15 protein-coding genes are annotated in these 19,828 nt (G+C 36.4%); 7 read left to right on the forward strand and 8 right to left on the reverse strand.

The window, feature by feature from the left end:
• Positions 1–63: 63 nt before the first annotated feature.
• Entirely contained in the window at positions 64–1,437 is a 1,374-nt protein-coding gene (locus SCA31_RS03870; protein ID WP_410695529.1) for a PQQ-dependent sugar dehydrogenase, read from the reverse strand.
• Positions 1,438–1,653: 216 nt separating this feature from the next.
• On the opposite strand from SCA31_RS03870, the gene secD reads away from it, so the two are divergent.
• Positions 1,654–4,548 (forward strand): protein translocase subunit SecD, encoded by a 2,895-nt coding sequence (secD, locus tag SCA31_RS03875; RefSeq protein WP_410695530.1) that lies wholly within the window; start codon positions 1,654–1,656, stop codon positions 4,546–4,548.
• Positions 4,549–4,777: 229 nt separating this feature from the next.
• On the forward strand, positions 4,778–5,998 hold the full coding sequence (locus SCA31_RS03880) for a TCR/Tet family MFS transporter (RefSeq protein ID WP_410695531.1): 1,221 nt from the start codon (positions 4,778–4,780) through the stop codon (positions 5,996–5,998).
• A 169-nt stretch (positions 5,999–6,167) separates the two neighbouring features.
• On the opposite strand, the gene SCA31_RS03885 is transcribed toward SCA31_RS03880, so the two are convergent.
• Positions 6,168–7,115 carry a hypothetical protein gene (locus SCA31_RS03885; protein ID WP_410695532.1) on the reverse strand — a complete coding sequence of 316 codons (948 nt, stop codon included), beginning with the start codon at positions 7,113–7,115 and terminating at the stop codon, positions 6,168–6,170.
• A 270-nt stretch (positions 7,116–7,385) separates the two neighbouring features.
• Between SCA31_RS03885 and SCA31_RS03890 the strand changes: the two genes are divergently transcribed.
• The 4 genes from SCA31_RS03890 (at position 7,386) to SCA31_RS03905 (ending at position 9,698) form a co-directional block, all read left to right on the forward strand.
• Positions 7,386–7,724 (forward strand): twin-arginine translocase TatA/TatE family subunit, encoded by a 339-nt coding sequence (locus tag SCA31_RS03890; RefSeq protein WP_410695533.1) that lies wholly within the window; start codon positions 7,386–7,388, stop codon positions 7,722–7,724.
• A gap of 3 nt (positions 7,725–7,727) precedes the next feature.
• Positions 7,728–8,294: a phosphatase PAP2 family protein gene (locus tag SCA31_RS03895; protein ID WP_106916188.1), complete on the forward strand. Its 567-nt coding sequence runs from the start codon at positions 7,728–7,730 to the stop codon at positions 8,292–8,294.
• Positions 8,291–9,106 carry a tetratricopeptide repeat protein gene (locus SCA31_RS03900; protein WP_410695534.1) on the forward strand — a complete coding sequence of 272 codons (816 nt, stop codon included), beginning with the start codon at positions 8,291–8,293 and terminating at the stop codon, positions 9,104–9,106. Before SCA31_RS03895 ends, SCA31_RS03900 begins: the two co-directional genes overlap by 4 nt.
• 136 nt (positions 9,107–9,242) lie before the next feature.
• The gene (locus SCA31_RS03905) at positions 9,243–9,698 is read left to right on the forward strand and encodes a tRNA (cytidine(34)-2'-O)-methyltransferase (RefSeq protein ID WP_410695535.1); all 456 of its coding nucleotides are present in this window, start codon (positions 9,243–9,245) and stop codon (positions 9,696–9,698) included.
• A gap of 72 nt (positions 9,699–9,770) precedes the next feature.
• Here SCA31_RS03905 and rlmH read toward each other — a convergent pair whose 3' ends face one another.
• On the reverse strand, positions 9,771–10,244 hold the full coding sequence (rlmH, locus tag SCA31_RS03910) for a 23S rRNA (pseudouridine(1915)-N(3))-methyltransferase RlmH (protein WP_410695536.1): 474 nt from the start codon (positions 10,242–10,244) through the stop codon (positions 9,771–9,773).
• A 364-nt stretch (positions 10,245–10,608) separates the two neighbouring features.
• Between rlmH and SCA31_RS03915 the strand changes: the two genes are divergently transcribed.
• The gene (locus SCA31_RS03915; RefSeq protein WP_410695537.1) at positions 10,609–11,622 is read left to right on the forward strand and encodes a YihY/virulence factor BrkB family protein; all 1,014 of its coding nucleotides are present in this window, start codon (positions 10,609–10,611) and stop codon (positions 11,620–11,622) included.
• Here SCA31_RS03915 and nhaA read toward each other — a convergent pair.
• From nhaA to SCA31_RS03940, 5 genes are all read right to left on the reverse strand, one after another.
• Positions 11,619–12,797, reverse strand: a complete 1,179-nt coding sequence (gene nhaA / locus SCA31_RS03920) for a Na+/H+ antiporter NhaA (RefSeq protein ID WP_410695538.1) — start codon at positions 12,795–12,797, stop codon at positions 11,619–11,621. The genes SCA31_RS03915 and nhaA overlap by 4 nt on opposite strands.
• A gap of 2 nt (positions 12,798–12,799) precedes the next feature.
• Positions 12,800–15,010, reverse strand: coding sequence for a RelA/SpoT family protein (locus SCA31_RS03925; RefSeq protein WP_273005445.1), 2,211 nt, complete (start codon positions 15,008–15,010; stop codon positions 12,800–12,802).
• A gap of 108 nt (positions 15,011–15,118) precedes the next feature.
• The gene (locus tag SCA31_RS03930; protein ID WP_410695539.1) at positions 15,119–15,484 is read right to left on the reverse strand and encodes a hypothetical protein; all 366 of its coding nucleotides are present in this window, start codon (positions 15,482–15,484) and stop codon (positions 15,119–15,121) included.
• Between the two features lie 340 nt (positions 15,485–15,824).
• Positions 15,825–17,753 carry an acetate--CoA ligase gene (gene acs, locus SCA31_RS03935; RefSeq protein ID WP_410695608.1) on the reverse strand — a complete coding sequence of 643 codons (1,929 nt, stop codon included), beginning with the start codon at positions 17,751–17,753 and terminating at the stop codon, positions 15,825–15,827.
• A 164-nt stretch (positions 17,754–17,917) separates the two neighbouring features.
• The gene (locus tag SCA31_RS03940) at positions 17,918–19,804 is read right to left on the reverse strand and encodes an AMP-binding protein (protein WP_410695540.1); all 1,887 of its coding nucleotides are present in this window, start codon (positions 19,802–19,804) and stop codon (positions 17,918–17,920) included.
• Between the last annotated feature and the right edge of the window lie 24 nt (positions 19,805–19,828).

The raw sequence follows: 19,828 nt of genomic DNA on the forward strand, positions 1-19,828 counted from the left end.
GTTTAGACATCTATGCCAGAATTATGTGTTGAATACAATACACTCCTGTATAAAAAATAGAACTTACTCAATAACAAGTTTTTGACTAAAAGATTTTAAATTTCCGGACTTTAGATTGATAAAATAAACCCCAGTTGGAATTTTGGAAATATCTATTCTTTGATTCTCCGTAATTACGTCCATTTCCAATACTTTTCGTCCATCTGTACTGATAATTTCTGCGGTTGCTTTTTTATTTTTAATTCCATTCACAAAAACCTCTTTTGAAGCAGGATTAGGATAAATTTTTATGGCTCCTAAGTGACTGTCCTCTTGTGTACTCAAGGTTCCGGTTGTGATTTTAAAAATCTTTCCACTATTAACGGCTGCCACATACAGTTCTTTTTGTGAGCTCTGCCCAAAAGTTGAAAAATTATTTCCGCTGTAGGGAGTAGTCCATACGATGGAATTATCAGGATTTAGAATCCCGATCTGCGTAGAGCAGTAGTCTGCAAAGAAATATTTCCCCTGAAGCGACGGATATTGTGTACCTCTATAAACATACCCTCCCGTAATAGAACATTTTCCTCCGGAATGGTCATACACGGCAATAGGAAAGGTCATAGACGACGCACTGGGACATCCTACCGTTGTATTGTAGGGCGTGTTACCTTCATAGCAGCGCCAGCCATAATTAAGCCCAGCTTGAGAGATAGGCATTTTATTGATTTCCTCAATTGCACCTTGTCCTACATCAGCGATCCATGCATTTCCTGTATTGAGATCAAAGGAAAACTTCCATGCGTTTCTGAGTCCATAAGCCCATACTTCATCTGCTCCGTCTACTGTGGTTCCTACAAAAGGGTTGTCTGCAGGAATGTTATAGGGGCCGGTAGCATCTACATCAATTCTCAACATTTTTCCCAGAAGCTCATTTTTATTTTGAGCATTGTTGTTGGGATCTCCGCCGCTTCCTCCATCGCCGGTGATGATCCACAGCTTTCCGTCAGGAGCAAAATGAATGCTTCCGCCATTGTGATTACTGAATGGTTTTGGAATATTCATTAAAATCTTTTCAGAATTAGGGTTTGCGAGATTAGGATCAGAAGTACTTACATTATATCTTGCTACAATAATATTTCCCGCTGTGTTGTTATAATACACAAAAAAATACCCATTGGTAGAGTATTGCGGGTGAAATGCAAGTCCTAGAAGTCCTCTTTCTCCACCATAAAGAATTTTTGTTGAAATATTCAGAAAATTAGTTGCATTAATGGCTCCATTGGGTTGAAGAATCTTTATAATTCCGTCTTGTTGTACAACAAACAATCTGCTGTCGTTGGCATTCGTAATCTCTACAGGACTGGTAAGTCCACTGGCAAATTCTTCCAAATTAACGCTTTGAGAATTAACAATTAAGGAAGAAAAAATACTGATGATAAAAAAGTGTTTTTTCATAATATTTTGATAGTTAGTGCGTTGATATAGGAATGAAAATTTTATACCAATTAATTTTTGAAAATTTCACTAGGATACGGTGAAAAAATTGTTAAATCTTAAATGTAAATCAGAATGCTGATATATCTGAAAATAAACCATTTCTGTTGTTAAAAATTCATAAAATACAAGAAAATCATTATATTTGCCGACTTAATTTAACGTAGTTATAACAAAATGCAAGGAAAAGGACTTATTACAATTGTTGCTATTGTCCTGGGGTTGATTTGCTTAAACGAGCTATTACCAACCTGGTACGCCAGCAAAATTGAATCGCAGATCGAAGCTGCGAAAGGAAACGAGAAAGAGATCAAACGAATCAAGGAGGATACTCTTAATCTTGGGTATACAAAGCTTTATTATTCAAAAGCTAAAGACAAGGAAATGAAACTTGGTCTTGACTTAAAAGGAGGGATCAACGTTCTATTGGAAATCAACCAGAGAGATTTGGTTAATGATTTAACCAATTATTCAACAAATCCTGTTCTTATTGATGCTTTGAACAAGACTGATGAAGCTCAGAAAAACTCAACAAAATCTTACATCGACAACTTCTTTGAACAGTTCGATGCGGTTAACAAAGCAAAAGGGACCAACCTTAAGCTTGCTGATCCGGAACTTTTCGGAAACACAAACTTATCTGAAATCAAGTACAACACGACTGATGAGCAGGTAAAAAGTATTGTGAAAAGAAGAATTGATCTTTCTGTAGGAACAGCTTTCGAGGTAATCAGAACGAGAATTGATAAGCTTGGAGCAATCCAGCCAAACGTTCAGAGAGTACCTGGTACAGCTAGAATTTCTGTAGAAATGCCTGGTATGAAAGATATCGATAAGGTAAAGAAAATGCTTCAGACTTCTGCAAAGCTTCAGTTCTGGGAAGTACAACAGGTTCCTGAAATTGCACCTTATTTCCAAACATTAACCACTATGGTTGCTGCAAAAGGAGATTCTATGGGAGTTGCAAAAAATGTGAACTTCATCAACCTTTTACAGTTTGACAAATTAAGAACAAATGGTGTTGCCAATGTAAAATTATCTGATACTGCTGTAGTAAATAAAATTTTAAACAGCAAGGTAGGTTTAGCTTTACGTCCTGCAAACATTAAATATACTCAGTTTATGTGGGGTTACAAACCTGAGGCTACAAGTCCTGACGATTTGGTATTGTATGCAATCAGAAGTAACATCAACCAAAAAGCTCCGGTAGACGGTGCCGTAGAAACAGCTAGCATCAGCTACGATGAACTTGGAAGAGTAGTAGTAGACATGCAGATGGATTCTAAAGGTGCGAAAGACTGGAAAACTTTAACTGAGAAAAACGTAGGGAAGCCAGTTGCTGTTACACTTGATAACAGAGTATATACTGCACCAAACGTTGTAAATGCTATTCCTAACGGTAGAACTCAAATCTCTGGTAACTTCTCTCAGGAGGAAGCTAAAGAATTGGTAGACGTTTTAGGAGCAGGTAAATTACCTGCAGGTGCAAAAGTAGTACAGGCAACTCAGGTAGGTCCGTCCCTTGGGCAGGAATCTATCAACGCAGGTATGATCTCATTTGCAATCGCATTCTTGATTATTATTGTTTATATCATTTTCTATTATGGTGGTGCCGGTGTGTACGCTGTAATTGCGATGGTAATCAACTTATTCTATATTTTCGGAATTATGGATTCCGGTGACTTTACGTTGACGCTTCCTGGTATCGCAGGTATCGTACTGACGATGGCGATGGCGGTAGATACAAACGTAATTATCTACGAAAGAACGAAAGAAGAATTATTTGCAGGTAAGAGTATTCTTGAAGCTTATAAAGACGGTTTCAAGCATGCATTAAGCGCGATTATCGATGGTCACTCAACTACTTTATTAACAGCAGTTGTGTTGTTCTTCTTCGGAACAGGGCCTATTAAAGGATTTGCTTTGACATTGATGATTGGTATCGTGATGACATTGTTTACTTCTGTATTGCTTTCAAGAGTAATGATCTTTAGTAGATTAAATAAAGGGAAACAACTTTCTGTATGGACTCCGCCAACGAAAAACCTATTCAGAAATACTTGGATCGACTTTATTGGTAAGAGAAAATATGCTTATATCGTTTCTGCTGTATTAACAGTGATCTGTGTATTCTCAATGGTTACCCACGGATTCAAATATGGTATTGACTTCACAGGAGGTAGAAACTACGTGGTAAGATTTGATAAAGAAGTTAATGCTAATGATGTTGAAGAGAAATTAGTAAAACTATTCAAAACTGAAGACGGTAAAAATTCTTCTGTAGAAGCTAAAACTTTTGGAAATGCTAATCAATTGAAAATCTCTACAGATTACCTAATTGAAGATGAGTCTTTAAAAGCTGACCAGACGATTGAGCAGAAATTATATGAGGGGTTAAAAGGAGATCTTCCTGCTAACATCACATTACATGATTTCAAATCTGCAGATAAAGATCACGCGGGTATCATTTCTTCTGAAAAAGTAGGTCCTACAGTGGCAGACGATATTCAGACCCATGGTATTCTTGCTGTAGTGGCTGCTTTAGGAGGTATTTTCTTATACATCTTATTCAGATTTAGAAAGTGGCAGTTCTCTTTAGGTGCTGTAGCAGCTCTATTCCACGATGCGGTTATTATTTTAGGAACGTATTCATTACTTCATAAATATATGCCGTTCAACATGGAGATCAACCAGGATTTCATCGCTGCAATCCTTACAGTATTAGGGTATTCAATTAACGATACAGTAATTATCTTCGACAGAATTAGAGAATATCTAAGAGAGAAGAAATCATTAACATTAGCAGGATTATTTGATGACTCTATCTCAAGTACGTTAGGTAGAACATTTAACACATCATTTACTACAATCTTGGTAATCCTTGCGATCTTCATCTTTGGAGGTGATAACCTTAGAGGATTTATGTTTGCAATGCTAATTGGTATTGGATTCGGTACTTACTCCTCTATCTTTATTGCATCGGCAATTGCTTATGACTTCCTTAAGAAAGGAAAAGAAGATGGAGTACATGGAAAAACTACTTCAGATAAAGAAGTACTTGCTTCAAAGTAAAACAAACTACAATAAATTAGTAAAAGCCTTTCGAAAGAAAGGCTTTTTTGTTATCTGAATTTAAGATGTGTTTCAAGTATTTTTGAACAGGTTGTTTTTGAGGTTTTTATTGTATATACCATTAAAATAAATTGTTTTTTAATAGTATTCTGTTACTCAATATTATACTTCTTTAATATAATGAAATTTAGAATCATTATTTTTAAGATTTGATTAATTTTGCACCATCATGGAAAATTCAAAGAAAAAAGCGGCTATAGGCTTTATATTTATAACCTTACTGATTGATATTACGGGATGGGGAATCATTATCCCTGTTGTTCCCAAATTGATTGAAGAATTGATTCATGCAGATATCAGTGAAGCAGCAAAATACGGTGGCTGGTTAGGATTTGCCTATGCCTTTACACAGTTTATCTTTTCACCGCTTGTAGGGAATCTAAGTGATAAGTACGGACGAAGACCCGTTATTTTGATTTCACTTTTCGGATTTGCAGTAGATTATATTTTCCTGGCATTGGCTCCTACAATCTGGTGGCTGTTTTTAGGAAGAGTTATTGCAGGGATTACCGGAGCAAGTGTGACCACAGCAAGTGCTTATATTGCAGATATTTCAAATGATGAAGACCGGGCAAAGAACTTTGGGCTGATTGGGGCAGCATTTGGATTAGGATTTATTATAGGACCCGTTTTAGGTGGTGTTCTGGGACATTATGGTGCCAGGGTTCCTTTCTATGCAGCAGCAGGTTTATGTTTGCTTAACTTCCTTTATGGATACTTCATTCTTCCCGAAAGTTTAGATAAAGATAAAAGAAGAGAATTTAACTGGAAGAGAGCTAATCCTGTAGGTTCTTTTAAATTTTTAGGAAAGCACCCTGAGATTTCAGGGCTTATTGCTGCATTAATACTAATTTATATTGCAGGGCATGCTGTACAGAGTAACTGGAGTTTCTTTACCATGTATAAATTTAGCTGGACAGAAAGAATGGTAGGAATTTCTTTGGGAGTTGTTGGCTTGTTGGTTGGTTTGGTACAAGGGCTTTTGATTAGATGGACAACGCCAAGATTGGGTGAGCAAAAAAGTATTTATTACGGACTTGCACTGTATGCGCTAGGACTCTTATTATTCGCATTTGCTTCTGAGGGATGGATGATGTTTGCCTTTTTGGTACCCTATTGTTTAGGAGGAATCTGTGGGCCGGCTTTGCAATCTGTTATTACGAAGAGTGTTCCTTCCAATGAACAAGGAGAGCTACAGGGAGCATTAACGAGCTTGATGAGTGCAACCTCCATTATTGGGCCTCCCATGATGACTAATTTATTCTACTTTTTTACACATGATGAAGCGCCATTTAAGTTCTCAGGTGCGCCTTTCTTCCTTGCATTTATTTTAATGGCAATTAGCGTTGTAATTACCTATTCTGCTTTTAAGAAAAAAGGGAAAATTTAGACCATTGCATTCGCAAGGTAAAGAGGAGGGTAAGAGTCAATACCGACAGAATGAAAATAATGTTTTGAATTTAAAACAAATTAGAGAATCATTACTCTACACTGTAAAATATAAAGGGAAGCCCATAGAGGCTTCCCTTACTGTTTGAAAATTTTATATTCTATGAAAATTATGGATATAGAGATTTTACCCCATTATTTACAACATTGCTTCCCAATCCTGAGAAAGAAACGGAGAAATTACTGGCATTGAAGCTTAGAGAACCTGTAGGAGTGCAAAGTCCTAACGCATACCGGCACTGTCCATAGGCGCCAGTATTTTTAGTAATCTTACTCTCACTTTTTGCCTTACCCAAGCTGATATAAGCCCAGTCATTTACATCCGTATTGGATACTGTTGATCCCGTATAATAAACTGTAATCTGATATCCTGCTTCACCTCTTTTAGATCCCCAAAGCCAGCTGGCAGTCCACCATTGCTTATACCATTTGGAAGTAACCCTTGCAGATGCGTTACCAGTGGAGCTTTCGCTGGTTCCTCTTGTATCCATCATAACCAACCCGCCAAGAATATTATCCCAGACAATTCCCGAATCATTATAAAAACAAAATGTTGTGAACTTTTCGTTTTTGCTGCTCCAGATGATTTCCATTACATTAATACCTGTTTTTATTTCTTCAGTACCCATTTCCTTTAACCCGTTTTGGGCAGTAGTAAGATCATCTCCAGCATAAAGATCACCCATTCTTCCCATTTTTACAGAAGACGGATCCAGAACATTTCCAAGCGCAATAAATTGATCTTTGTCAGAAATCAGACTTTGAGAAATTTCAATACCTTTTTGAGTCGAAATTTTTCCAATCACATTGATTCCTGCAACCTGTAGATCACTTTTTAAGTACTTTTCAAGGCTTCTTTGGGATTCATCCAGCTGTGATTGTACAATCTCTGGAACTGCCTGTGAAATAGATGTTGTTTCCTTTTTCAGATCAGCAGCCGTGAGTTTAGTCTGAGTTGTTTCCTGTTGGGAAATTTCATTGTTCTCATCACGACAGCTGTTGAGTGTCAATGCCGATAATACGGCCAGAATTTTAAAGCCAGTAACTAATTTTTTCATAATAAATATTTATTTGATTGTGTGTAGTAAATATGCTTAAATGTTATTTAATTCTCAATGATTTTAACTAATTATTTGTTAATTGGTAAATTTAATGGATGAGTGGTAAAGAGTTGCAGACATTTGAAAAAGCCACTGTTTTATGAGAATGCTTACTATTAAACTCCGGCTTTAAGCCCTGAATTTTGAACATTATATATAAAATCTTAAAATTTGTTTAAATTTTTAGTTTACTGTAAATAAATGTATAATCTTTTGTAATTTTACACCATGGAATTAAGCATTGGAGAAATGGCATTGATTGCAGTGGCAATCGTTGTATTATTCGGTCCGGATAAATTGCCTCAGATTGCGCGTGACTTAGGTGCAGGCGTTAGAAAAATGCGTGGAGCAGTGGAAGATATCAAAACTGAAATAATGAAAGAAACGGATAACCCTGTTTCTGAAATTAAACGTGAAATTGAAAAAGTGAAAGACGCAGCCAAGGATTTCAATCCAATGAAGGATGTTGAAAAAGATATCCTTACAGATCCGGCTTCTACGACTAATGAACCTCCAAAACCAAAGCCTGCCGATGATGAAACCTACGAAGGGCCTGTAAGCAGATAATGTATGGAGGAGATCATTCAGGAAGACAAACAGGTATTTTTATATCTTAATAATTTAGGAGACCCTGCCTTTGACCAGTTTTGGATGCTGATATCCAGTACATGGATCTGGGTACCTCTTTATATTATATTCCTTTATTTTTTATACAAAAACTATAAACTAAAATCCTTAGTTTTTATTCTTATATTTTTAGCACTTGGGGCAACGGTTTCAGATCAGTTGGCAAGTGTTTTCAAATATGGAGTGGCAAGACTAAGACCCTGTCATGACCCCACGTTGGAACATTACATGAGAATTGTAAAATGTGGCGGGCAGTTTGGATTCTACTCCGCTCATGCCTCTAACACGTTCTTTTTGGCATCTTTTTTAAGTATCTTACTGAAAAATAAGCTTAAATGGTTTCCATATGCTATATTTGTGTGGGCTATAGTGGTTTCCTACAGCCGAATATATTTAGGAGTGCATTTTCCAATTGATATTTTGGTGGGGGTGTTTGTTGGATCTTTATTGGGAGTGATATTTGGTGCACTCGCCAAAAAAGTGATCAACAAACAAAATATAACTTCATGAAAAAATCTTTATTACTTTTAGCATCCATCAGTTTTTTTTCGTTGAATATCTACGGGCAGGACAAAAAAAAGGCCGAGGAATGTTTTAAAAAAGCAGACTATAAATGTGCTGAAGAGCAGTATTCCCAATTGGCAGAAAAGGAACAGATTCAAAAATTTAAATCAGAATATTACAATTACCTGGGAACCACTCAAAGAAGGCTTGGGGAAACAGATCTTGCTTTTAAATCATATGAAAAAGCATTAAAGACGGATCCTAGATCTGCTTCAGTATATGTAAATATTGCCTCATTACATAGTCAAAAAGGAAACAAAACGAAAGCATTAGAGTACATTGAAAATGGGCTTAAACTAGATGCGGAAAATCCTGATTTTTACCTCACGCGTTCAAAGATTTACGATAGTCAGGGTAAAAAAGAACTGGCGATGAAAGATCTGAATCAGATATTGAGTTTTGCACCAGATAATATTTTTGCAAAAACCGGGTTAGCCAATCTGAAAAAGACGAATGGTGAGTTTGAGGAAGCTTTAAAAGACTACAATAAACTTATAGCGGAGAAACCGGAATCATTGTTGTATAATGGAAGAGCAGATGTTTACTTAAAACTGAAGAAAACTAAAGAAGCTCTTGCAGATGTTTCCAAAGCTATTTCCATTGATCCTAAATTTTCACAATCCTTTGTTACTAAGGCTATGATTTTATTTGAAATGGCTAAACCTAAGGAAGCTTGTGATAATCTTAATAAAGCAGTGGGGCTAGGGTATGAAAAGGCCTTGTTAGCAGACTATTATGCTAAATGTACGAAGAAATAGTATTCAATTTTCTTTTTAAAATATAGTATCAAAATTATTTTACTGAAAATAATGAGTATAAATCATAAATAAAAAACAGCTAAATACAGCGTAAGCTTCGTTTTAGCTGTTTTTTAAATTCATATAAAAAGTATACATGTTAAATATTGTTCTTGTAGAACCTGAAATACCTAATAATACGGGAAATATCGGACGTCTGTGTGTCGGTACAGAGTCTAAGTTGCATTTAGTTCATCCTTTCGGATTTGTAATTAATGACAAAAACCTGAAAAGATCCGGATTGGATTACTGGGTACATCTTGACGTCTCCGAATATGCAAATGTAGAAGAATGGATAAAAAGTATTCCAGATCCTTCACGCGTTTTCTTAATGAGTTCACATGCAGAAAAATCATACCTGGAAAATGATTTTCAGGATGGGGATTGGCTTGTTTTCGGAAAAGAAAGTGTAGGGTTGAGTAAGGAAGTTTTGGATCAGTTTGAAAATCATTTAACCATTCCCATGTCCAAGTTAATCCGAAGCTTTAATATTGCCAATTCTGTTGCTTTTGTGGTAGGAGAGGCTAAAAGGCAGATAGGATTAAAAATATAGCCTACTACGTACAGTATTTTTGATGGTGTCTGATATTTAGAAAATAAGAATCGATTTTAAAATGAATTCCCATTAATCATTATGATAAGGCTTTCCTTGTAAGATCTGATCAGCACGATAAAGCTGTTCTACAATGAACAATCGAATCATCTGATGGGTAAAGGTCATTTTTGATAATGACATCTTTTCATTGGCTCTGTTATAGATATCTTCTGAAAAACCATAGGCACCTCCAATCAGTATGTGAACCTTTTTTACGGAAGAATTCATCCATGTATCTATTTTTTGGGAAAATTCACGGCTGGTAAACTGTTTTCCTTTTTCATCAAGGATCACAACAAGATCATTTTTATCAATGTGATTAAGAAATAGTTTGGATTCTTCTTTTTTTAGCAAATCAGGAGACAGGTTTTTTGCATTTTTTACATCAGGAATCTCCGTAATTTCGAAATTCCAGTGTTTAGGAAGACGATTAAGGTAGTAATTGATTAAAGAAGTAATTTCCTTGTCGTCTGTTTTTCCGATACAAAGTAAACTGATTCGCATTGATTAAAATTTTCAGTCCGCAAAGATAGCGATTTTTTAACGGTTAAGATTTAGTACAGATAATTCATCGAAGAGATTAATGTAAGAATATCCGGAGATATTGCGTATAGCCAAGCTTGATTTTGATTATTTTAATGGTTTACAATTAATTTGAAAAAGATCATATTGATAAAAGAGAAAACATTAGAATTTTTGTTAATCTTGTCAGTCAGTCTCAATTCTATATAATTTTCAGTAAGAAAGAGGAGAGGGAAAATGTTTATATTTGTAAGAGAGATAGAGAAAATATCGTGAAAAAATGCTCCCCCTGATTGGAGTTATTAGGTGTTTGATCTTGTAGCTAATTACGAAACTACAGCAATAGATGAGTGTAACAGTTCCCAAATTTATCCTGAAAATTCAGGAGTTTTTTGATAACATACATATTCCTGTTTTGGGAATATCGCTTTGGCAGATGTTCCAGATCTATATCTCTGGAATTTTTAAGGGAAAGATAGGACGAAAAGCGGCTGCTATTTCCTGGAGCTTTACCATCAGTTTATTTCCGTTTATTCTGTTTCTGCTTTCTGTATTGCCTTATATGCCACATTACGATAAATTACAGTTTTATATTTTTGATGTATTGATGCATAATGTATTCCCGTCCAATATGGAGGATGATGTAAGAGGCTATATAGAAACCAATATCATTCCTAATATGAAAGGAATCAGTAATCTGACGATTGTGTTGGCGCTTATATTTGCAACGAACGGTACTTTTTCTCTTATCAACGGATTTAATGAAAATACAGAAGAAAAACTAAGTGATGTAAAAGAATTTATTCTCTCATTTTTTATCACGATAGGCTTTATTACGATTGTATTTTTAGCACTTTTCGGGGTTTATTATGTAGAGGTTGTTATGAAGCTGTTTACTCCTGCGTATGATGTCTCATGGTTGGTAGATAACCTTTCCAAAATCATTGGTTTTGTCTCCTTTCCGTTGTTTTATTTTATTCTTTTGACTCTTTTTTATTGGCTGGGAACGGTGAAAATTACCAGATTCAGACAGGCTGTTCCGGGAGCGATTCTTACCACCATATTATTTGTGGTCACCACGTATATCTTTGCTATTTATGTAAAGGATATTGCTCGATATAACGTTCTTTACGGTTCCATTGGAAGTATGATTCTGTTGATGGTTTGGGTAAATGTGAATGTATATCTCCTGTTATTCGGAAATGAACTGAATATGGCTATCAGAAAGCTCAGGATAGAAAAACTGTTGTCTGACGAGATTCAAAAAGAAACCGTACACTACCATTCTCAGATTACAGAACCCAACTTTGACAGTAATGAAGAACATCAAAGAAAGCTGGGTAATCTGAAAAAAGATTAATCTTCTTCCGGTTCTGCATTTCCTTTTGAACTTAAGCTTAAGATGGTAAATCCTAAGATAGCAGCAATAAAGGATGCAATCAGAATGGCAAATTTAGCCTCATCCTGAATAATAATTTCCCCTTTGAAAGATAGTAAAGCGATAAAAATGGACATGGTAAAACCAATTCCGGCAAGTAAACCTACCCCAATCATTTGAAGCCAGTTACTGTTTTGTGGTAAGGAACTCAGCTTTAATTTAATAGCAATTAAGGAGAATAAGTTAATCCCAATCAGTTTTCCAATGATTAATCCGAAAATAATACCTAATCCTAATGTACTTGTAACGCCTGCAACCATTTCACTTGAAAAAGTAATATTGGTATTCGTTAAAGCAAAGATCGGCATAATCAGAAAGCTTACAGGAATATGAAGCTGATGTTCCAGTTTTTCCAGTGGAGAAATTTCCACATGGGAAGCGTTGGTAGGAATTGAAAAGGCCAATAAAACGCCTGCTATTGTTGCATGTATTCCGGAATGATGAAGGAAGTACCATAAAAAGATTCCCGGAATAATGTAGTATATCGTTTTGGTAACTTTTAAAAAGTTTAAAATAAACAGAAGAGCAGTCACTCCTAAAGAGAGCAGAAGATAGCTCCAATGGATCTGTTCAGTATAAAAAATAGCAATTACAAGGATGGCTCCAAGATCATCTACAATTGCTAATGCTGCCAAGAATATCTTAATTGAATTGGGGATTTTCTTACCCAGCATTGAAATAATAGCCAAAGAGAATGCAATATCTGTAGCCATTGGAATTCCCCAACCATTACTGTATTCAGTTCCAGCGTTGAATATCGTGTAAATAACAGCCGGAACAAGCATTCCGCCTACGGCTGCAAAAATAGGGAGAGATGCATTTTTAAAAGATGAAAGCTCGCCTTCTACCAGTTCTCTTTTTATTTCAAGACCTACCAAAAGGAAGAAAACCGCCATAAGACCGTCATTGATCCAGATGCTGACAGGATATTCCAGTTGGAATAGGTGAGTACCCACTTCCTTGTCTAAAAACTGCTGAAAACTTTCTGCAGCAGATGAGTTGGCAATAAGTAATGAAATAAGGACACAGAAAATAAGAATAATTCCTGATGCCTGACTGTTGTTGAAAAATTTTTTAAAATAAAGTGATAAATTCATATTTACGATTGTAGTCGTCTCACCCTCGAGACTCCATTAATATTTTTGAGCTTTTTGAAAGTTTCTTCCAGTTGCCCCTTATTTTTGACTTCGAGGTTGATATTTCCCATGAAGACTCCGTTGTTGGACTCAATAGACATGCTTTTCATATCCATTCCCATACTTCCACTGATGACAGTGGTAATGTCATTAATCATACCCATTCTATCAAGACCTTCAATCTCAATTTTTACTCTGTTCTTGAAGCTTTCTGCGTTCACCCATTTGGCAGGAATGACACGATAGTCATACTGCGCCCTAAGATTAATGGCATTAGGACAGCTGTCACTGTGTACTTTGATTCCGTCAGAAATAGTGATGAATCCGAAGATTTTATCCCCCGGAATTACCGTACAGCATTTTGCATAGCTATAATTCAGTTTTTCCTCATCCTTTCCGAAGACAATCATGTCTAGGTTCTGCTCCTTAGGTTCCTCGAAGCGAAGATTTTTTGTCGGAGACTTTCTGAATCTTGAAAGTAGGTTGTTGAATACGTTCTTACTTTCAATGTATTTCCTTAAACTGCTTGCATCCAGTTCATTGGTCTGGAATTTAAGAAACAGTTCCTGTGAAGATTTTAAATTAAAGAATTTCTGAAGCTTATTAACTTCCTCATCATTGAAATTGATTTTTGCATGACGAAGCTTTCTTTGTAAGGTTTCCTTGCCTTCTTCCACCAGCTGGTTTTTCTGGGAATTCAGGTAACTTTTAATCTTGGATTTGGCCTTTGATGTAACTACAAATTCCAGCCAGTCAGATTTTGGTTTTTGATTCTGCGAAGAAAGGATATCCACTTGATCTCCGTTTTGAAGAATATAGGAAATGGGAACCAATTTTCCATTGATTTTAGCGCCCAAACACTTCATTCCCAAATCGGAGTGAACAGAAAAGGCAAAATCAAGTGCCGTTGCATTGGTTGGTAAAATTTTAATTTCCCCTTTTGGAGTAAAGACAAACACCTCTTTTGAATAAAGATTAAGCTTGATGTTATCCAAAAGCTCGGAAGTTGAAAGATTCTGTTGCTGTTCAAGAACTTCACGAATCTCTGTTACCCATTTTTCAAAATTTCGGTCATCAGAACTTTGCTTATACCCTTCCTTATACTTGTAGTGGGCGGCAACTCCTTTCTCAGCAATCTCGTCCATACGTTCTGAACGGATCTGTACTTCTATCCACTTTCTATCAGGTCCCAGAACGGTTAAGTGTAAACTTTCATATCCTGTAGAACGAGGCTGTGTGATCCAGTCACGCATTCTTGATGGGTTACTGTGGTAAACATCTGTAACAATGGAGTAGATTTTCCATGCAAGGAATTTTTCATTTTTAGCGTCAGATTTATAAATAATTCTGATGGCATAGTTATCAAAAACTTCTTCAAAGGAAACTCCCTGCTTCAGCATTTTTCTGTAAATGGAGGAAATTGCCTTGGCTCGGCCTTTGATTTTAAAGTTTAATCCTTCTTCACGAAGTCTTTCAGAAGCCTCTTTTTTGAATTCCTCAATATACCTTTCGCGGCTTTCCTTAGCTAGTTCTAACTTCTCTGTGATCTCATTATAGACCTCAGGGCTGTTGTACTTTAATGAAAGATCTTCTAATTCGGATTTGATGTTATATAGCCCAAGACGGTGTGCCATTGGGGCATAGATGTAAACGGTTTCCGAAGCAATTTTTTTCTGCTTATCCGGAGCCATGCTTTCCAGCGTCCTCATATTGTGAAGACGATCAGCAATTTTGATAAGAATTACCCTGAAATCTTCGGATAGCGTCAACAGTAACTTTCTGTAATTTTCTGACTGTACAGAGATATTCTGATGATTCATGATGGAGATCTTAGTCAATCCATTCACAATATTGGCAATCTTTTCTCCAAAAATCTTTTTAAGATCCTCATAAGTGTAGTCAGAATCTTCAATCACATCATGCAAAAGCGCACAGGCAATGGAAGTAGCTCCCAAACCAATCTCTGTCGCTACAATTTTGGCTACAGCGATAGGGTGGTAGATGTAGGGTTCGCCAGATTTTCTCCTTTGATCTTTGTGGGCATCCAATGCAATGTCGAATGCCTTTCGAATGAGTTTATTGTTTTCCTCATCCAATGTTCTGTATGTGTTAGAAATCAGGTCCTTATATCTGGCAAGGATCTCTTTATTCTCTTGTTCTAGATCGTAACTCATTTGTGTAGATGCCTATATTTAGACGAAAATACGAAAATTTTTAGTTTTTTCAAACATAAAAATCCGCAGTTTGTACTACGGATTCTCGGTTACTAGATTTTATATCGATTAGAATTTTACTTCTGAATTCATCCCTTCACTCGACGTTTTGATTTTAATGTCAGGGCTATTGTGAATTTCAGCCCTATTTCTTGCGTCGATATATTTTTTAATAGTTTCATAATTGGCCTGATCAATACTCATATTTTCAAATAAATAAGTTTTTATGACTGCATTTTCTGAGAAAACACTCCGAGAAATATCAAGCTGCTCATTATCCTTTACCGCAACACTGGCTAGGTATTGGATATTATTTGTTTCACTATTAAGGTATATGATATAATCTGAATTTTGGAATCCGGAATTCTCCAGATCGCTTTCAAGCTTCTTGTAATCGCTATGGTGCTCAAATAGCCCAGCTAATATATTTGACATAATTAATGGGTTTTAAAGTTCTGATTAAAGTTAGTGAAAAAAAAACCATATTTTTATTATAAAGTCAATAAAATTTATCTATTAATATTTTATCTATATAATAATGTTAAAATATTTGAAGAAATCTATTGAATGGGTGTTTAATTTTTTTGAAATGAATAAATATAACAATCGTTCTGACATCCCTCTGATGAAGAGATATAAAGAGAGGGAATGTTATTTTAACTCTAATTTTTTCTTCGATTCTAATTGAAGCTAATGTGATACCCCTGACTCGAATACCAAAAAAACCTTAGAAATAATTAATTCTAAGGTTTTTATTTGGTATTTTAAAGAGTAATTAAATTCTTTCGTTTTTAATTTCTTCTACAATTTCCGGATTCAATAGTGTACTGATATCTCCAAAGTTGCTGAAATCTCCCTCTGCAATTTTTCTTAATATTCTTCGCATAATCTTACCTGAACGCGTTTTAGGAAGCCCAGAAACGAACTGTATTTTGTCCAGTTTGGCAATAGGTCCAATTTGGTCGGAAATTAACTGGTTTATTTCTTTCTTCAGATTATCCTTGTCACGTCCTTCTCCGGTTTCTTTAAGCGTCACATAGCCATATAAAGCATTTCCTTTGATATCGTGTGGGTAGCCTACAATTGCAGACTCTGCTACGGCAGGGTGCTGGTTAATACTGTCTTCAATAGGAGCTGTTCCTAAATTGTGGCCTGAAACAATAATGACATCATCCACACGTCCTGTAATTCTATAGTAACCTACTTCATCTCTTAAGGCGCCATCACCGGTAAAATATTTTCCGGGGAAAGCTGTAAAATAGGTTTCTTTATATCTTTGGTGATCTCCCCAAATTGTTCGTGCAATTCCCGGCCATGGAAAACGGATACAAAGGTTTCCTGTAACCTGATTTCCTGTAATTTCATTACGTTTATCGTCCATCAATACCGGTTGTATACCAGGTAGAGGCAGGGTAGCATAGGTTGGTTTTGTAGGGGTAACAAAAGGAAGTGGTGAAATCATGATTCCTCCTGTTTCAGTTTGCCACCATGTGTCTACAATAGGGCATTTTTTCTTTCCAACGTGATCATTGAACCAATGCCATGCTTCGTCATTGATAGGTTCTCCCACAGATCCTATTACTTTTAAAGAACTCAGATCGTGTTTGTCTACCCATTCTGTACTTTCCTTGGCTAAGGAGCGAATAGCGGTAGGGGCGGTGTAAAACTGAGTAATTTTGTGTTTTTCAATCACTTCCCAGAAACGATCGGGTTCAGGGTAGGTAGGCACACCCTCAAAAATCACAGTTGTAGCTCCATTCAATAATGGTCCGTAAAGAATGTAGGAGTGTCCTGTAATCCATCCAATATCAGCAGTACACCAATAAATATCATTCTCCTTATAATTGAAAACATTTTTAAAAGTATAAGCGGTGTATACCATATAACCGGCACAGGTATGAAGCATTCCCTTTGGTTTTCCTGTAGAACCGGATGTATACAGAATGAAAAGTGGATCTTCAGAATCCATGATTACCGTAACGAAGTCTGGAGACGCTTTTTCATAAAGATCAGCCAGCCAGTAGTCTCTGCCTTCTTTCATCTTGATTTCGTTGTGGGTTCTCTTTACCACCAAGACTTTTTCAACAGTTGGCGTTTTTTCCAGCGCTTCATCTACGATGCTTTTCAGGTCTAAAACTTTATTTCCTCTGTAGCTTCCATCGGAGGTAATCACCATTTTAGCTTCACAGTCATTCACTCTTGAAGAAACAGCAGAAGCAGAGAATCCGGCAAATATAACAGAATGAACCGCCCCCAGTTTAGCACAAGCCAGCATGGTAACAGCCAGTTCCGGGATCATGGGGAGGTAGATACATACTCTGTCTCCTTTTTCAATTCCCATATCACGCAGAATGTTTGCGGTTTTGTTGACACGGGTGTATAGTTCGTTGTAAGAAATATGCTGAGCTTCCTCTTTGGGATCATTGGGTTCCCAAATGATGGCTGTTTTATCTCCTCGTATGGCAAGATGCCTGTCGATACAGTTTTTTGTGATATTGAGCTTGGCATTTTTGAACCACGTAATCTTCGCTTCATTCATATCATACTTAACAACCTTGCTCCATCTTTGGTACCACACAAAGTTTTGATCGGCTACCTTATCCCAGAATTTCTTTGGGTTTTTGATAGACTTCTTATAATCTTCAAAGTATTGTGGTAAATCTTCTATTAAGTAATTTCTCATATCCCTTTCGTTTTTTGAAATTTGAATTGTATTGATAATTTGTTGATTGTCTTTTATTTATGTAATCTTAAATTTTAAAAGGCTTGCGTTTTAAAAATTAAGTGATAGAAAGTATCTGGAACTTTCCTTTCTTTTGTCATTTGAAAGATTAAAAATGATACTTAAATATATGTTTAATTTTTTGTCTATATCCTATATTCATTGATTTTTTCCTGAATTTCTTCAATGATTTTCTCATCATCAATGGTGGATGGGATCTGAAAATCTTTTCCGTCTAATAATGTTCGGATTAATTTTCTTAAAATCTTTCCGGAACGTGTTTTTGGAAGCCTTTTTACCACCATTACGCTTTTTAAAAAAGCAACAGCTCCTATTTTTTCTCTGACTTTCAGGATAATCTCTTTTTCTACATTTTCTTCTGAAATTTCTGAACCATTTTTTAAAACAACGGTTGCAAAAGGAACTTGTCCCCGCAAGTCATCATCAATGCCTACTACTGCACATTCGGCAACGTCCGGGTGTGAGGAAACAATTTCTTCCATCTCAGAAGTGGAAAGTCTGTGTCCGGCAACGTTAATCACGTCATCCACTCTTCCTGTAATGAAAATATAACCGTCTTCATCCTGTATGGCGCCATCCCCCGAAAAATAGTAGCCTTTATATTGTGATAAATAGCTATTTTCAAAACGGTCATGATCTTTCCATATTCCAAGGAGTGCGCCTGGAGGAAGAGGAAGTTTAATAACCAGATAGCCTTCATGATGTGGATTGAGTTCCAGCCCGTTTTCATCAAAAATTTTAATATCATATCCCGGAATTGGTTTTCCTGCGGAAGCTCTTTTTATTTTGTACTGATCATCAATGGTCATTAATCCCAGCATCGGCCATCCTGATTCGGTTTGCCACCAATGGTCAATCGCGGGAACGCCTATGTGTTGTTCAAACCAATCCAATGTGGCTACATCGCATCTTTCGCCAGCTAAAAATTGTTTTTTGAAATGTGACAGGTCATATTTTTTAACCAATTCTCCGTTGGGATCTTCTTTTTTGATGGCCCTGATCGCTGTAGGAGCAGTAAACATTACAGAAACTTTGTATTCCGAAATAATTCTCCAGAAAGTTCCTGCGTCAGGAGTCATGATGGGTTTTCCTTCAAAAATAATCGTGGTATTTCTGTTAATTAATGGTCCATATACCGAAAAACTATGTCCGACGGCCCATCCAAAGTCTGATGCTGCCCAATAAGTTTCTCCGGAATCCACGCCATATATGTATTTCATGGAATACTTTAATGCGGTGGCATATCCGCCGGTATCACGAACAATTCCTTTAGGTTTGCCTGTAGTACCTGAGGTATAAAGAAGGTAAAGTGGGTGAGTAGACTCAACGGAAATACAGTCTGCGGGTTCTGACTTTTGAACCAGCTCTTCATAGTCAATCAGCCCGTCAAACATTTCATGCTGGTTATCAACTAATTTTCTATTGTAAACAATGATGTTATCCACCTTATCCTGTGCGAGTTCAATTGCTTTTTCTACTAAAGGAAGATAAGGGATTCTTTTTGCAATTTCTATTCCTGCAGTTGCGGTGATTAAAACCTTAGGCTTGCAGTCATCAATTCTTACCACCAGTTCATGAGGGGCAAATCCTCCAAAAACGACATTATGAATCACTCCAATTCTTGCACAAGCTAACATTGCAAAAAGAGTCTGAGGGAGCATGGGCATGTAAATAACCGCTGTATCTCCCTTTTTCAGGCCTAAAGAAGCCAACCCGCCTGCAAATTTTGAAATTTCTTCTTTTGCCTGATTGAAAGTGTAGGTTTTCTTCTGACCCGTTACAGGAGAATCATACACAATCGCATTCTGATCTCCAAAGCCATCTTCAATATGTTTGTCAATGCATAAATAACACATATTAAGCTTGCCATCCGAAAACCATTGTGGGTAATCGTTGGGGTCTTTAGAGAGAATCTGCTGTGGGAATTCAAACCATTGTATTTCTGCGGCTTGTTCTTTCCAGAAAGCCTCCTTGTTTTCTATGCTATGTTTAAATTGAATATCTGCATTCATGTCAATATCGTATTAGTGTTTTTT

Origin of the sequence: Chryseobacterium sp. SIMBA_028, from assembly GCF_046535285.1 — a bacterium.
Taxonomy (GTDB): domain Bacteria; phylum Bacteroidota; class Bacteroidia; order Flavobacteriales; family Weeksellaceae; genus Chryseobacterium.

Excerpts from the sequence above, each read along its gene's own strand:
- SCA31_RS03890 (WP_410695533.1), top strand. The coding sequence starts at position 7,386 with ATGGAATTAAGCATTGGAGAAATGGCATTGATTGCAGTGGCAATCGTT.
- SCA31_RS03925 (WP_273005445.1), bottom strand. The coding sequence starts at position 15,010 with ATGAGTTACGATCTAGAACAAGAGAATAAAGAGATCCTTGCCAGATAT.
- nhaA (WP_410695538.1), bottom strand. The coding sequence starts at position 12,797 with ATGAATTTATCACTTTATTTTAAAAAATTTTTCAACAACAGTCAGGCA.
- SCA31_RS03900 (WP_410695534.1), top strand. The coding sequence starts at position 8,291 with ATGAAAAAATCTTTATTACTTTTAGCATCCATCAGTTTTTTTTCGTTG.
- SCA31_RS03885 (WP_410695532.1), bottom strand. The coding sequence starts at position 7,115 with ATGAAAAAATTAGTTACTGGCTTTAAAATTCTGGCCGTATTATCGGCA.
- SCA31_RS03905 (WP_410695535.1), top strand. The coding sequence starts at position 9,243 with ATGTTAAATATTGTTCTTGTAGAACCTGAAATACCTAATAATACGGGA.
- SCA31_RS03880 (WP_410695531.1), top strand. The coding sequence starts at position 4,778 with ATGGAAAATTCAAAGAAAAAAGCGGCTATAGGCTTTATATTTATAACC.
- SCA31_RS03915 (WP_410695537.1), top strand. The coding sequence starts at position 10,609 with ATGAGTGTAACAGTTCCCAAATTTATCCTGAAAATTCAGGAGTTTTTT.
- rlmH (WP_410695536.1), bottom strand. The coding sequence starts at position 10,244 with ATGCGAATCAGTTTACTTTGTATCGGAAAAACAGACGACAAGGAAATT.
- secD (WP_410695530.1), top strand. The coding sequence starts at position 1,654 with ATGCAAGGAAAAGGACTTATTACAATTGTTGCTATTGTCCTGGGGTTG.
- SCA31_RS03930 (WP_410695539.1), bottom strand. The coding sequence starts at position 15,484 with ATGTCAAATATATTAGCTGGGCTATTTGAGCACCATAGCGATTACAAG.
- SCA31_RS03870 (WP_410695529.1), bottom strand. The coding sequence starts at position 1,437 with ATGAAAAAACACTTTTTTATCATCAGTATTTTTTCTTCCTTAATTGTT.
- SCA31_RS03895 (WP_106916188.1), top strand. The coding sequence starts at position 7,728 with ATGGAGGAGATCATTCAGGAAGACAAACAGGTATTTTTATATCTTAAT.
- SCA31_RS03940 (WP_410695540.1), bottom strand. The coding sequence starts at position 19,804 with ATGAATGCAGATATTCAATTTAAACATAGCATAGAAAACAAGGAGGCT.